Here is a 14674-nt window from a genome sequence, read left to right on the forward strand (position 1 = left end):
GTCAGCCGACCTCGCCCGGGCCGGGGGTCTCGCCGACCGTGAACATCTTCAGCGGCTTGAGGATCTCCTTCTCGGGGGTGCCGCCGTCGACCCACGCGCGGATCTGCTCGACGACGTCGGCGCCGTAGACCGCGGGCTCCTGCGCGACGCAGCCGGGGTACTGCTCGGTGAGCGTGGTCTCGGCGGCGCAGAACCCGTAGACCTTGACCTGGCTGTTGGCTCCGAGCGCCTGCAGCGCACCGTAGGACGCGGGGCCGGTCGACGCGAAGATCACGTTGATGTCGGGGTTGCCGGACAGCATCTCGGTGGTGGCGCGCAGCGAGTCGTCGGGCTTGACGTTGCCGTCGACCTTGGCGACGACCTCGGCGTTCGCGTTCGCCTTGATGGCGTCCTCGAAGCCCTGGTCGCGCATCTGCGTGGGCGTCTCGTCGGGCTCGGTGACGAACCCGATCTTCAGCGCCGCGTCGGCGCCGAGGTCCTGGAGCACCTGCTCGGCGGTCTGCCGGCCGCCCGCGACGTTGTCGGCGCCGAGGTACTGCACGATCGACGCGCCCTGCGACTGCAGCGCGTCGGGGTCGATGCCGACGTTGACGGTGAACACGGGCACGCCCGCGTCGTTCGCGGCCTTGACGATCGCGGCGCCCGGCTCGGACTTGACGGCGTTGAGGGCCAGCGCGCAGGGCTTCTTCTGCAGCATGGACTGCGCCTGCGCGAGCTGGTTCGCGTCGTCGTCGTCGGCGATCTGGACCTCGACCTTGAAGCCGTTCTCGGCGCCCGCGTCCTCGAAGCCCTTCTTCATGGCGACGTAGTACGGGTTGGTGAGGTTGGGCAGCGCGACCGCGACGTAGGGGGTGTCGTCGTCGCAGGACGCGGGGCGCGGGATGCCGCCGGCCTCGGCGGACGAGCCGCTCGTGGCGCCGCCGCCGGACGAGCCGCCGCCGGTGCCGGTGTCGACGGCGCCGCACGCGCCGAGCGCGAGGGTGAGGGCGCACAGGCCGGTGGCCAGCGCAGGGATCCGAAGCTTCATCGCTCTCTCTCCTGGGTGTGGTGGGACGGTCGTGCGGCGCGTCGGGGGACGCCGCGTCGCACGGGACGTGGGTACGTGGGGTGTGGGCCGTGGGTGCGGGTGGTGGGGCGGCTCAGCCGGTGCGTGCGCCGTCGGCGGCGCGCGCGGGCTGCGGTGCGTCGCTCGTGGCGACGGGGTCCGCGGGCGGGGTGGGTCCGCCGCGGTGCAGGACGCGTCCGAGCAGGTCGCTGAGGGACGACTGACGGCGGTAGGTGTCGATGGCGACGCCGCCGAGGATGATGAGGCCGATGACCAGGGGCTGCCAGTAGCTCTGCACGCCGACGACGTTCATGCCGTTGGAGACCGTGCCGATGAGCACGGCGCCGAGCAGCGCGCCGGGCAGCGAGCCGATGCCGCCGAAGAGGCTGACGCCGCCGACGACGGCCGCGGCGATCGAGTAGAACAGCTCGTTGCCCGAGCCGGCCGACGGGTAGCCGACCATGAGGCGCGAGGTCACGATGAGGCCGCCCATGCCGGCGCACAGGCCGGACAGCGCGTAGACGAGCATGGTGACGCGGCCGATCGGGATGCCGGACAGGCGCGAGGTCTCGCGGTTGCCGCCGACGGCGTAGATGTGGACGCCCGTGGGGGTGAGCCGCAGCAGGACCGTGAAGACGATCGCGAAGACGACGACGAGCACGACCGGCATGGGCACGCCGAACAGCGAGCCGCGGCCGATGACCGCGAACATCGGGTCGGCGACGTTGACGGAGCTCGCGCCGGTGAGGATGAGCGGGATGCTCGCGGCGACGCCGAAGGCGGCGAACGTGACGATGAACGGCGGCAGCCTGAGGTAGTGGATGAGCGCGCCGTTGACGGTGCCGACGAGCGCGCCGACGGCGAGCGCCGCGAGGGCCGCGACCCACCAGGGTGCGCCGCTGCGCATCGTGAGCGCCGCGATCATGCCGGTGAGCGCGACGTTCGACCCCGTGGACAGGTCGATGCCGCCCGTGAGGAGCACGAACGCCTGGCCCATCGCGAGGAACGCGATGACCGCTCCGTTGAGCAGCAGCAGGTTCGCGTTGTCGAACGTGCGGAACGTCGGGGACATCAGCCCGAAGATCGCCGCCACCAGCACGATGACGGCGAAGATGCCGAGCTCTTCGGGGATCCGGCGTCGTCTCGCCATCGGTCCTGCCTCCTTGCAGATCGCTCATCTGAGCACCGCTCTATGCTCATCTGCCACCGACAGTACGTCCGGTGCCCGGGCTTGTCCACCGGCCCGAAGGTCACGGTTCAGAAACGTTCGAGCGCGCTACAGTGCTCACATGAGCGACACAGACGTGCGCGGCGCCACCGTCGACGACCGCGCCCTGATGGTCCTGGCCGCCCGCCGCTACTACGTCGACGACGCCTCCAAGGTGCAGATCGCCGACGAGCTCGGCGTCTCCCGCTTCAAGGTCGCGCGTCTGCTCGAGCAGGCACGCGCGACCGGCGTCGTCACCATCACGATCCACGCCGACGGCCTGCAGCACCCCGCGCTCGCCGCACGCGTGCGCGACCACCTCGGCCTCACCGACGTCACGGTGGTCGAGGCCGGCGACGACCCCGACGCCGTGCGCCGGCACGTCGGCGAGGCCGCCGCCGAGATCCTCGGGTCCACGCTGCGCGCGGGCGAGGTGCTCGGCCTCGCGTGGGGCCGCACGCTCACCGCCATGAGCGCCGCCATGCCGCCGCTGCCGCGCGTCGACGTCGTGCAGCTCACCGGCGCCATCGGCACCGACCTCGACGAGTCCCCCGTCGAGGTCGTGCGGCGCGTCGCGCTGCGCTCGGGCGGCACCGCGCGCCCGCTGTTCGCGCCGCTCGTCGTCGACGACCCCCGCACCGCGCAGGCCCTGCGCCGCCAGCCCGACGTCGCCGCCGCCCTGCGCATGTACGACGACGTCACCACGGCCGTCGTGTCCGTCGGCTCGTGGGCCCCGCCGGACTCGCAGCTGCTGCGCACCATCGGCGACGACGAGCGCGACGCGCTGCTCGCCGCGGGCGTGCGCGCCGAGGTCGCGTCGCTCCTCGTCTCCGACGACGGCCACCTCGTCGCACCGCACTTCCAGGACCGCTGCCTGACCATCGGGTTCGAGCAGATGCGCGCGATCCCCCGCATCGTCGCCGCCGCGGGCGGCGCGCAGAAGGCCCTCGCGGTCGCCGCGATCGTCCGCGCCGGGCTGTGCACCGAGCTCGTCACCGACCGCGCGCTCGCCGAGGCGCTGCTCGAGCTGCCGTCCCCCGCGACCGACCGCCCGCGCGCGTGAGCCCGGACGGGGCGGGTGCGGGAGCCTTCGACGTCGCCGCCTCGCTGTGGTCGACGCCGCCCGCCGACCTCGACGCCGAGGCCGCGCGCCTGACCGCCGCGGGGCTGCGCCGCTGGCACTGGGACGTCTCCGACGGCGCGTTCGCCGCACCCGGCGGGTTCGACCCCGCGACCGTCGCGCGCCTGACCGCCGCGACCGGCCTGCCGGGCGAGGCGCACCTCATGGTCACCGACCCGCGCCCCGTGCTCGACGCGTGGGCCGACGTGTGCGGCACGGTGATCGTGCACGCCGAGGCCACCGGCTGGCGCGAGGCGGTCGAGCACGTCCGCGCGCGGGGTGCGCGCGCGGGCGTCGCGCTCTCCCCCGGCACGCCGCTCGACGTGCTCGCCGACCTGCCGCCCGACGTCGTCGTGCTGGTCATGGCGATCACGCCCGGGCAGGCGGGCAGCACGTTCCTGCCCGGCACGCCCGCGCGGCTCGACGCGCTCGCCGGCCGGCACGCGGGCCTCGGCGTCGACGGCGGCGTCACGCTCGACCACGCCCGCGAGTGCGCGCGGCACGGCGCCACCTGGGTCGTCTCCGGCTCCGCGCTGTGCACGGCACCCGACCCGGCCGCGTGGCTCGCGCGCGCACGCACGTCCTGACCCGCACACCCGGCCCGCCCTCCCCGGCCCGCCCCGCGCACTCTGGCCCACGCACCCCGGTCCGCGCACTCTGGACCGCGCACGCCCGACGCCACCATCCCGCGACGGACATCGGTACGGCTTGACGGACACGGGCACGCAGCTGTCCGTCGAGCCGGGACGGTGTCCGTCGGCACGGTATCGAGCGGTTCAGGGTGGGATGGGTCCACGGGAGCCGGGGCCACGGAGCCGGTGCAGGCCAGTGCATGCATCGCGGCATCCGTGCATGCAGAATGCTGCGAGAGGACGTAACCTGGCAGCATGAGCGTCTCCCTGACGGTCCGCGACGTGCCCGACGACGTGCGCGACGAGCTCGCCGCGCGGGCGGCACGCAGCGGCCGCTCGCTGCAGGAGTACCTGCGCGCGACCCTCACGGAGCTCGCGTCGCGGCCGTCCGCGGCCGACGCCCTCGCGACCGCGCGAGGCCGCGCCCGCTCCTACCCCGACCTCACCGCGCAGGACGTGCTGGACGACCTCGACGCCGGCCGACGGTGACCGGCCCGCTCGTCGTCGACGCCTCCGCCGTGCTCGCCGTGCTGCTCGACCCGGGCAGGCGTGGCGAGCAGGCCGCCCGGCACGCGCGCGACGCGCGGCTCGTCGCCCCCGACCTCCTGGGGTACGAGGTGCTGAACGTGCTGCGCCGCCGACGCGCCTCGGGCCACCTGACCACCCGCCAGGCCGACCTCGCGGTCTCCACGTGGGACGAGCTGCCCGTCGAGCTGTGGGCCCTAGCCCCTCTCCAGGACCGCGTGTGGCGGCTCGCCCACAACCTGTCGGCGTACGACGCCGCGTACGTCGCGCTCGCCGAGCACCTCGACGCACCGCTGCTCACCGGCGACCACCGCCTGGCAGCCGCACCCGGCGTCGGCTGCACCGTCGTCACGGTCTGAGCGCGGCCGCGGCCCGGGCCTGCACGCCCGCACGCCCGCACGCCCGCACGCCCCGACCGTGACCTCCCGGCAACACGCGTGACACACCGCGCTCGTACCGTCGCGGGACCGGCCGGGCGGGAGCCCGGGACCGGCGCACGGCACGTGCACGCACGGCTCCGTCCGCACCCGTGGACACGGCGGTCCCGACGCGTCACGCTGGGCCCGGACCCGACCCCTCGGGCCGCACCCGCAGGTCGAGTCAGGGCGCACGTCGCGAGGAGGGCCGCATGTTCGAGCACGTCGACCCCTTCATCGGCACGGACGCGACCGACCTGCCCGAGCCGTCGGGCCTCGCGGCGACGTGGTGGTGGCCCAAGCCGCAGGTCGGCAACACGCACCCGGGCGCGACGTACCCGTTCGGCATGGTCTCGGCGTGCGCGTACTCGGGCGCGTACCCCACCGGGTACGGGCGGTACGACCTGTCGACCGAGGGCCGCCCGCCCGTGCTGCACGACCGGCTCGTGGCCAGCGGGTTCACGCACTTCCAGCAGTCCGGCACGGGTGCGATCCGCAAGTACTACAACTACTTCCGCGTGACCCCCATGCTGTCGCCCCTGGACGACCTCGGGCAGGCGTGGGAGATCGTCGACGAGGTCGCGCAGCCCGGGTACTACGCCGCGACGCTCGCGTCGGGCATCCGCGCCGAGATCACGGTCGGCCCCAAGTCGGCCGTGCACCGGTACACGTTCCCCGCGCACCACGACGCGCGCCTCGTCATCGACTTCTCGCTCGGCGGGCTCGACATCCCGTACGGCCGGACCATCCCGCTGCGCGCGCACCTCGGGTCCGTCGCACCCGGGTGCGCCGAGGGCGAGGTCGTCGTCGAGGGGGCGCCCCTCGCGGTGCGGGTCGAGTGCGACGCCCAGCACTGGCGGCAGATGCTCTGGTACGACCGGCGGCTCATGCCCGGCGGCACGCGCCTCGACTTCGACCGCATCCGCCCCACGACGCTGCGCCCGTTCGGTCTCATGTGGGCCGGGCCGACCGAGCCGGGGCAGGTCGTCGAGCTGCGGTTCGGGTTCTCGCTGCGGGGAGTCGAGCAGGCCGCGCGCACGCTCGAGCACGAGTGCGGACCGGGCCCGTCGTCGTTCGAGCGGCGGCGCGCCACCACGCAGGCCGTGTGGCGCGAGCACCTCGGCAAGGTGCAGGTCGACACGCCGTCGTCGGACCGCGCGACCGTGCTCGGCACCGCGCTCTACCACTCGCTGATCAAGCCGTGCCTCGCGGTCGACGAGTCCCCGTTCTGGCCGACGCCCGGCCCGTTCGCGTTCGACCTGTCGACCATGTGGGACATCTACCGCACGCACCTGCCGCTCATGACGACGCTCGCGCCGGACCGCGCGGTCGAGCTCGCGAACGCGCTGCTGCACATCGCCGAGGAGGAGGGCAACCTGCCCATCGGCTACCGCATGGCGCGCGGCGCGGACCGGTTCAGCCGGCAGGGGTCGGCGCTCGCGCACACGTTCCTCGCGGACCTGTGCGCGCTGGGCCTGCCGGGCGTCGACTGGGACTGGGCCCTGGTGCACATGCACGACGACCTGCGCCGCACGTACGGCGAGGAGTTCCTGCTGCACGGGCGCACGCACCCCATCAGCCACACGCTCGACATCGCGTTCGGGTACTGGTGCTCGGCGGTCGTCGCGGGGCGCGTCGGGGACCTCACGCTCGTCGAGCAGTTCGGGCCGCTCGCGGCGCGGTGGGCCAACGCGTTCGACCCGGCGACGGGCCTGCTGCACGACTCGACGTACTACGAGGGCGGGCGGTGGAACTACTCGTTCCGGCTGCTGCACGACATGGCGTCGCGCATCGGGCTCGCGGGCGGCGACGACGCGTTCGTCGCGATGCTCGACCGGTTCTTCGGCTTCGGCGCCGACCCCGTCAAGCAGCCCGGCCTGCTGCCGGACGTCGACGAGATGGCCGCCGGGTACGCGCTCGACCGGTTCGAGGGCCTCAACAACGAGCCCGACATGGAGGCCCCCTGGGCGTACATGTACGCGGGGCGCCCCGACCGCACGGCGCAGGTCGTGCACGACGTCGTGCACCAGCAGTTCGGCACGGGCCGCGGGGGCCTGCCCGGCAACGACGACTCCGGCGGCCTGTCGTCCTGGTACGTGTGGGCGACGCTCGGGCTGTTCCCCGTCGCGGGGCAGAACCTGTTCCTGCTGAACGCGCCCGCGTGGCGCGAGGCCCGGCTCGACGTGGGCGGGCGCGCGCTGACGATCGAGACGACGGGGTTCGTCGAGCCCGAGCCGGGCGGACCCGTGCAGCACGTGCAGTCGGTGCACCTCGACGGCGTGCCGCTCGACCGGCCGTTCCTCACGGGCGGCGAGCTGCACGCGGGCGGTCAGCTGCTGGTCGGCCTGGGCCCGGAGCCGTCGGGCTGGGGCACGCAGCACCGACCACCCAGCGCGCGGGCGCCGCACGTCGACGTCCCGCTCCCCCGCCTGACCCGCCCCTAGACCCCCCTTCCCTGACCGCGCGAGCGCGATCCAGTCACCGCCACCGCCCGCACCCGACCCCCTCGTCACCGCGAGAGTGCGATCCAGTCCCCCCGCTCGCCCCTTCCATCGTGAGAGGGCGATCCAGTCACCACCTGCGACCCGCCCCGAGAGGACGACGCCGATGACCCCCACCGCCGCCGCCCGGCCCGACCGCCGTCTCGTCATCGTCGTGCGCGCCGACCCGGTGATCTGCGGGCACTCGGGCGAGGCGCGCAACCTCGCCGAGGCCGCGCTGCACCGCGGGTTCGACGAGGTCCGCATCGTCACGTGGCCGATCGACCGGCTGCAGGAGGCGGGCCTGCCGCTCAAGCCGCTCGACGGCGTGCTGCCGTACTCGCCGGGGATCGTCGTCGAGCGACCCGCGCCGGTGGGCGACTACAAGGTCCCCGACGGCCGCTACCTCGCGGGCCTCACCGGGCGCCTGGTCGAGCTGTTCACCGACGGCGTGCCGACCGTCGCGATGTCCCTGTACCTGTCCCCGCACGCCACGGCGATCGCCGACGCCGTCACGGTCGCGCGCCGCACGGGTCTGCCCGTCGACGTCGTCACCGTCGCCGAGGCCGTCGGGTCCGACGTCACGAACGTCGTGCGCGCGTGCGTGCAGGAGGACCGGTTCGGCGCCGCTGCGCACGTGCTCACGCAGTACCTGTCGCACGACGTCGTGCTCGCGGTGTCGCAGTACACCAAGGACCTCGTCGTCACCGAGGCCGCCGCGATCGACGCCCGCCACGGCACCCGGTTCGCCGACGAGTGCCGCGAGCGCGTCGCCGTGTCCTACCCCGCGATCGACGTCGGCACGTACCTCGCACGCGACGAGGACGCGACCGACCGCGCGCTCGCCGCCCGCGGCCTGACGCGCGACGGGTACGTGCTGTTCCTGTCCCGGCTGGCGCACGCCAAGGGCGTCGACGACCTCATCGACGGGTACGCCCGCTCGGGCGCACCGGCGTCGGGGCGTCGCCTGGTCGTCGCGGGCAACGGCCCGCAGGCCGACGAGCTGCGCGCGCACGCCGCCGCCACGCCCGTCGCGGACCTCGTCACGTTCCTCGACGACGTGCCCGACGACGAGAAGGGCCACCTCATGGCCGGCTGCACCGCGTTCGTGCTGCCGTCCAAGCCGCGCCCCGAGTTCGTCGAGACGTTCGGCATCGCGCTGGTCGAGAAGATGCTGTCCGGCGGCGGGCCCGTCATCACCACCGACACGGGCGGCATCGGCGAGGCCGTCGGCGACACCGCCACGATCGTGCCCGTCGACGACCCCGACGCGATCGCCCGCGCGCTCGACGGCGTCCTCGCGATGGACCGCGCCGACCGCGCCGCCGCCGCCGAGCGGGCGCGCGAGTACGCGCTGCAGTTCGACCGCGGGGTCGTGCTCGACAAGATCCTCGACCGGGTGGACGCGGTGCGGGTGGTCGCGACGGTGTGAGAGGGAGGGCCGCGCGAGATGGTCGTGGTCGCGTGAGCGGTGGTGGCGGACGTAGGACGTCCGGGCAGGTCAGCGGGCAGCCCGGGAGGAATGCCCCCGGGCGTGCGCAGGGCGGGACGCGCACCTTCGCCCGTGCCGCGACCCCCTACGCTCACGTGCCGTGACGACGCTCCCCGCCCCCGCCGACACCGCGCCCACCGACCCGCTCGCCGACGACGCCCCCCTGCCCGGGGCCTCCGCACGCCAGGCCGTGCGGCGTCTCACGCGCCGGGCGACGGTCTTCACGGGCCGCGCGAGCCGCAGCGAGGCGTGGTGGGTCGTGCTGCTCAACGCCCTCGTGTGGCTGGGCGCGGGTGCGCTCACCGTGGTCGCCGCGCTCATCGGCGACGCGATCCGCCCGTCGCGGCCCAGCGACCTCGGGCTGTCCCCCGGACCCGTGCTCGGCGTGCTGATCGTCCTCGCCCTGCTGACGCTCTACGTGCTCGTCACGCTCGTGCCGCTCCTCGCGGTCTCGGCGCGCCGCCTGCACGACGCGAACCTGCCCGCCTGGTGGCTGCTGCTCGCCGTGGTCCCCGGGCTGGGTGCGCTCGCACTGCTGGTGCTGCTGGCGCTGCCGAGCAACCCGGCGGGGGCGCGGTTCGACCGTGCCGCGGCCGAACCCGCGGCAGCGGTCTCGACCGCCTGACCCGTCCGCTCCTCGCACCCCCGCCCGCCGACGGACACCGTCACGGCACCACGGACAGGCGCGTACACGTGTCCGTCGAGCCGTGAGTCTGTCCGTCGGCGACGGAAACCGTCAGTCGGGCGGAGGTCAGGTGCAGCGAAAGAGACGAATCCGCACGAGCTCGCCCGTCACCGACCGGTGGGCACGCAGCTCTTCGATGCGTACGCCGCGGTGGGCGACAGATGCGGCTCATCCCCGCTCGCGGGGAGACGACCCGCCCAGGTCCAGCGCCAACCCCCAGCCGTGGGGCTCATCCACGCTCGCGGGGAGACGACCACGCGTGCGCGGCCTCCCGCGTCACCCTGCGGGGCTCATCCCCGCTCGCGGGGAGACGACAGTTCGCTGGCTACCAGGTGTCCCCCAGTGGTGGGCTCATCCCCGCTCGCGGGGAGACGACGCGCTGTGCCGCGGCGACCGCGGCCCGATCCTGGGCTCATCCCCGCTCGAGGGGAGACGACACCCTCTCCGTCCGGATCAACGGGCACGTCCCGGGCTCATCCCCGCTCGCGGGGAGACGACGACCGCGACAACGTCAACGCGCTCGTCGACGCGGGCTCATCCCCGCTCGCGGGGAGACGACAGCGGTGGCGTGGTCGTCGGGTACGGCGGAGAGGGCTCATCCCCGCTCGCGGGGAGACGACTACGAGCAGAACCCCGAGGCGGGCGGCCACCAGGGCTCATCCCCGCTCGCGCGGGGGTGAGCCCCGCCCGCCCGATGCTGTCGGCGCCGAGGACGCCACGCGTCCCTTCCCCGCGTGCGGGGGTGAGCCGTAGAGCGAGATGCGACGCGGGTCGGTCGCGGTGTCCCTTCCCCGCGTGCGGGGGTGAGCCGCTGCGCGCCGGCCTCATCGACGAGATGTCCTTGTCCCTTCCCCGCGTGCGGGGGTGAGCCGCCGATCGTGGTGCGCACCGACGGCACCGTGCGGTCCCTTCCCCGCGTGCGGGGGTGAGCCGGACGCGACGTCCTCGCGCTTCACGCCGAGCTGGTCCCTTCCCCGCGTGCGGGGGTGAGCCCCACCTCGTCGTCCCCGTGGGACAGCCCACGAGGTCCCTTCCCCGCGTGCGGGGGTGAGCCGCGCGCCGAGGCCGGCAGTAACGGCCGCCCCTCGTCCCTTCCCCGCGTGCGGGGGTGAGCCCGTGGACACCGGGGCTCGGGCGACGGCCGCGCGGTCCCTTCCCCGCGTGCGGGGGTGAACCGTGGGTCAGGGCAGGCAGCTCGTGGGGGGCGATGTCCCTTCCTCGCGCGCGGGGGTGAGCCACTTGTGATCGCGTGCTTCGGCTGCAGCCGCCGGTCCCCTCTCCGCTGACGGCGTTGGGCACTACCCACCACGACGGACAGCACGACGGCTCCACGGACAGGTGCGTGCGCATGTCCGTGGAGCCGCGGTGCTGTCCGTCGGTGTCGGGGTGGGTGTCAGGAAGGCGAGGCGGCGCGTGCGTCAGGCGTGCGGCGGCGCCACGAACTGCCACCCGCGCTCGCGCATCAGCGGCACGAAGCGTGCGACGGCCGCGACGGTCTGGCTGCGGTCGCCGCCGCCGTCGTGCAGCAGGATGACGCCGCCGGGGGCGACGGCCTCCATGCGGCGCACGAGCTCGTCGACGCCGGGCGGCACCCAGTCCTCGACGGCGGTGTGCCAGCCCATCGAGCGCATGCCGAGACCGGCGGCGACGTCGACGGTCGCGCCCCAGGACCCGAACGGCGCACGCCAGTACGGCACCGGCGCACCGGGCACGGCGTCGCGGATCGCGTCGAGCGTGCGCGTGAGGTCGGCATGCACGACGTCGGGCGACGCGTCGCCGAGGTCGTCGTGCCGCCACGAGTGGTTGCCCAGCACGTGGCCGTCGGCGGCGATGCGTGCCACCAGGTCCGGGTGCTCGACGACGCGTTCGCCGACCAGGAAGAACACCGCCGGCACGTCCTCGCGGGCCAGCAGGTCCAGCAGGTCGGTGGTGTCGGGCGGGTTCGGGCCGTCGTCGAACGTCAGGACGATCGTGCGCTCGTCGCCGCCGACGACCTCGATGACGCCGTCGGACCGGACGCCGTCCGCCGGCTGATCCCCGGCAGGAGCCCCGTCGGCGGGCGGCCCGTCGAACCCCTGACCGTCGGCCGCCGCCCCGGCCATGCGCCCGGCCCCGCTCACAGCACGCGCGCGAGCTGCTCGAGGGCCGCGAGCGGGTCGGGGCCGCTGGGGAACAGCACGCACGTGGTCGCACCTGCCGCGCCGCGCGCCGCGATGCGCTCGCGCACCTGCTCGACCGACCCCGCGAGGGCCAGCTCGCGCACCCACGCGTCGGGCATGCGGGACGCGAACTCCTCGGGCGAGGCGCTGTCGGCGCGCAGGGCCGCGAGCTCGGCGGCGAACGGCTGCTGCGCGAGGTGCGGCGCCCAGTCGGGCTCGCCGATCCACGCGAGCGCGTGCCGGGCGACGTCGAGCGCGCGCGCCTCGTCGTCGTCGACGCACGCCGCGTCGTAGGTGACGACGCGCGGCGGGGTCGGGGCCGCGACGTGCTCGACGGCGGCGCGCACGTACGCGGGCGGGCACGGCTCGGCGAGCACGACGCCCTCGGCGACGCGCCCCGCGGCGGCCAGCGACTTCGGCCCGCGCACCCCGAGGATCACGTCGGGCACGACCTCGGGCAGCGACGACGGGTCGAGCGCGACGCCGTCGAGCACGACGGGCGCGTCCGGCGCGGTGGTCACGGTCTCGCCGCGCAGCAGCGCCCGCAGCGCGCGCGTGTACGCCTCGAGGAACGTCAGGGGGCGGCCGGGCCACGCGCCGACCTGCCGCATCCAGTCGGGCATGCCGTGCCCGACGCCGATCGTCACGCGCCCGGGGAACAGGCGTGCGAGCGTCGCGGCGTCCATCGCGGCGAACCCGACGTTGCGCGCGGCGGCGGGCAGGATGCCGATGCCGACGTGGATGCGCTCGGTCGCGGCGAGCACGGCCGCGGCCTGCGCGGCACCGCCGCGGAAGCCGAGGTCCTCGACGACCCACAGCTCGTCGAAGCCCAGGGCCTCGGCGCGGCGGGCGTGCTCGAGCACGAGGTGGGCGGGCAGGTCACGGGGCAGCAGCACCCCGATGTGCGGCGTCGTCATGGACCCATCCTGGCGCACCGCTGCCGTCGCGCCGACGTCCCACCTGCCGGCCGTCGCGCCGCGCGAGACCGGGCTCTCGTCGTTCACCGTCGCCATGAGCGACCTCGACCCGGTCTCGCGGAGGGCAGGGTCCGGGGTGCGAGACCCGGCCGACGGACGCAGCCCGGACGCACGGACGGCACCTACGGCACGGACGCCCGGACGTCTCGGCCTCGCAGGCACCACCGCCACACAGACAGCCCGGTCGCACAGACAGCCCGGTCGCACGGGCAACCCGGTCGCACGGCCAGCCCGGCTCCGCCGACAGCACCGTCACGCGCCAGCACCGGGGTGCCCGTCGGCGCGAGCGCGGCGAACGGCCCTGACTCGCGGACAGCACCGTCGGCATCTCACCGGGCGGGCGTCGCGCCCCGTGAGACCGGGCTCACGTCGCTCACGGGTGACATGAGCGACCCCAGCCCGGTCTCGCGGGGGCCCGGTCCGGGGCGTGAGACCCGGCCCGGCCGGCAGCCCCGCCCTCAGCCCAGCGCGGCCGACGTCAGCACGACGCGCTCGGCGCCGTCCTGCGTCGCACGGACCTCGAACGACCCGTCGGCGGCGTCGAACGCGAGCGTCGCGCGCTCGTCGCCCGCGGTCCACGCGAACGTGCCGCGCGACCCGTCGACGTCCCACGTGAACTCGCCCGCGAACGCCGCGTGCGAGGAGCGCAGCCGCAGCCCGGCCAGCTGCGCGGCCACGGCGGGGTGCGTGAGCGCCGCCTCGACCTCGGCGGGCGTGTAGTGGTGGCGGTTGACGTCGCGGCCGACGCCCGTGCGGGCCAGCAGGTCCATGTCGTTGACGCCCGCGAGCAGGCCCACGTAGTAGACCTGCGGAATCCCGGGCACGAACAGCTGCAGCAGCCGTGCGAGCACGTAGCGGCGGTCGTCGCGGGCCAGCGCGTCGTAGAACGTGCAGTTGACCTGGTAGAGGTCGAGGTTGGACGCGGCCGCGCCCGTGGCCTGGCGGGACGTGCCGCCGCTGTTGTCGTGGATGCGCTCGACGAGCGCGTCGATCTTCTCGGGCGCGAGCAGGCCCGGCTCGCCGGGGCGCAGGTCGGACGTGCCGACGTCGACGATGCCGATGCCGTCGTGCGTGTCGAGCACCGTCACCGAGTTCGCCGGGCGGATGCGCAGCCAGCCCGCGAGGGGCTCGAGCTCGCCCGTGGTCAGCGCGTGCAGCACGAGCGGCGGCAGCGCGAAGTCGTAGACCAGGTCGACCTTGCGGGCGATGTCGATCTGCTGCGTGTGGTGCCCGTGCACCTCGACCAGCACCTGCGCGCCGCGCGCGTGCGCCTGCTCGACGATCCGCTCGGTGTACGCGTCGGTCGCGGGCGTCATGAAGCAGTCGGTGCCCGCCTCCTTGCCGGTGTACCCGACCGCGTCGAGCCGCAGCATCGACACGCCGCCGGCGGTGAGCGCGTCGACGACCGACGTCAGGTACTCCCACGCCTGCGGCGTGCGCAGGTCGATGTCGACCTGGTCGGGCGTGAACGTGGTCCACACGAGGCGGCGGCGCCCGCCGAGGGTCATGACCGTGAACGGCAGGCCGGGCCGCGGGCGGTAGATGCGCGCGAGGTCCTCCTCGGTGGCGCCCAGCGGGAACACCGACCCCAGCGTGAGGAACATCGGCGCGTGGGGGGACTCCTCGCCGCGCTCGCGCACGTCGACGAACCGCTCGGAGTCGGCCGACACGTGGTTGACGATGACGTCGGCCATGACTGTGCGGCCGTCGGCGAGCGCACGCACGTCGTCCCACGAGCCGAGCCGCGGGTCGACCTGCGTGTGGTCGCGCGGGTCGAACCCGGCGTCCGCACCGTCGTACGGCGGGTAGAACGGCAGCACGTGGACGCCGCCGAACGCGCCCGCGAGCGGGCCGTCGAGCAGCGCGCGCAGGCCGGGCAGGTCGCCGGCGAGCCGGTCGGCGTAGGTGATCAGCTGGGGGCCGTGGTGGGTCACGG

Annotated in this window: 12 protein-coding genes and 1 CRISPR repeat array; of the genes, 7 read left to right on the forward strand and 5 right to left on the reverse strand. The window is 74.8% G+C overall.

Annotation, left to right across the window (positions count from 1 at the left end; genetic code table 11):
- Position 1: 1 nt before the first annotated feature.
- Entirely contained in the window at positions 2-1027 is a 1026-nt protein-coding gene (locus tag GY42_RS12045; protein WP_046529507.1) for a substrate-binding domain-containing protein, read from the reverse strand.
- Positions 1028-1139: 112 nt separating this feature from the next.
- Positions 1140-2195: an ABC transporter permease gene (locus GY42_RS12050; RefSeq protein ID WP_082131515.1), complete on the reverse strand. Its 1056-nt coding sequence runs from the start codon at positions 2193-2195 to the stop codon at positions 1140-1142.
- A gap of 139 nt (positions 2196-2334) precedes the next feature.
- Here GY42_RS12050 and GY42_RS12055 point away from each other — a divergent pair, with 139 nt between their 5' ends.
- The 7 genes from GY42_RS12055 to GY42_RS12085 all read left to right on the forward strand — a co-directional run bounded on the left by GY42_RS12055 (position 2335) and on the right by GY42_RS12085 (position 9542).
- Positions 2335-3315: a sugar-binding transcriptional regulator gene (locus GY42_RS12055; protein ID WP_046529508.1), complete on the forward strand. Its 981-nt coding sequence runs from the start codon at positions 2335-2337 to the stop codon at positions 3313-3315.
- Positions 3312-3959: a ribulose-phosphate 3-epimerase gene (locus GY42_RS12060; protein ID WP_046529509.1), complete on the forward strand. Its 648-nt coding sequence runs from the start codon at positions 3312-3314 to the stop codon at positions 3957-3959. The genes GY42_RS12055 and GY42_RS12060 overlap by 4 nt, the downstream gene beginning before the upstream one ends.
- A gap of 300 nt (positions 3960-4259) precedes the next feature.
- The gene (locus GY42_RS12065; protein ID WP_046529510.1) at positions 4260-4493 is read left to right on the forward strand and encodes a FitA-like ribbon-helix-helix domain-containing protein; all 234 of its coding nucleotides are present in this window, start codon (positions 4260-4262) and stop codon (positions 4491-4493) included.
- Positions 4490-4888, forward strand: a complete 399-nt coding sequence (locus GY42_RS12070) for a type II toxin-antitoxin system VapC family toxin (RefSeq protein ID WP_046529511.1) — start codon at positions 4490-4492, stop codon at positions 4886-4888. The genes GY42_RS12065 and GY42_RS12070 overlap by 4 nt, the downstream gene beginning before the upstream one ends.
- 269 nt (positions 4889-5157) lie before the next feature.
- A complete protein-coding gene (locus GY42_RS12075; RefSeq protein WP_046529512.1) occupies positions 5158-7389 on the forward strand; it encodes a glycoside hydrolase domain-containing protein in 2232 nt (743 codons plus the stop codon).
- Positions 7390-7552: 163 nt separating this feature from the next.
- On the forward strand, positions 7553-8857 hold the full coding sequence (locus tag GY42_RS12080) for a glycosyltransferase (RefSeq protein ID WP_046529513.1): 1305 nt from the start codon (positions 7553-7555) through the stop codon (positions 8855-8857).
- A 160-nt stretch (positions 8858-9017) separates the two neighbouring features.
- Complete coding sequence (locus GY42_RS12085) at positions 9018-9542, forward strand: DUF805 domain-containing protein (RefSeq protein WP_046529514.1); 525 nt, start codon at positions 9018-9020, stop codon at positions 9540-9542.
- A 781-nt stretch (positions 9543-10323) separates the two neighbouring features.
- Positions 10324-10840: a CRISPR direct-repeat array (repeat unit 29 nt; unit sequence GTCCCTTCCCCGCGTGCGGGGGTGAGCCG).
- A gap of 180 nt (positions 10841-11020) precedes the next feature.
- On the opposite strand, the gene GY42_RS12090 is transcribed toward GY42_RS12085, so the two are convergent.
- The 3 genes from GY42_RS12090 to gtfA all read right to left on the reverse strand — a co-directional run bounded on the left by GY42_RS12090 (position 11021) and on the right by gtfA (position 14672).
- A complete protein-coding gene (locus GY42_RS12090) occupies positions 11021-11722 on the reverse strand; it encodes a polysaccharide deacetylase family protein (protein WP_236686782.1) in 702 nt (233 codons plus the stop codon).
- A complete protein-coding gene (locus GY42_RS12095; protein WP_046530921.1) occupies positions 11719-12678 on the reverse strand; it encodes an LLM class flavin-dependent oxidoreductase in 960 nt (319 codons plus the stop codon). The genes GY42_RS12090 and GY42_RS12095 overlap by 4 nt, the downstream gene beginning before the upstream one ends.
- Positions 12679-13196: 518 nt before the next feature.
- A complete protein-coding gene (gene gtfA, locus GY42_RS12100) occupies positions 13197-14672 on the reverse strand; it encodes a sucrose phosphorylase (protein WP_046530922.1) in 1476 nt (491 codons plus the stop codon).
- Positions 14673-14674 lie beyond the last annotated feature (2 nt).

Origin of the sequence: Cellulomonas sp. FA1 (assembly GCF_000986825.1) — a bacterium.
Taxonomy (GTDB): Bacteria; Actinomycetota; Actinomycetes; order Actinomycetales; family Cellulomonadaceae; genus Cellulomonas; species Cellulomonas iranensis.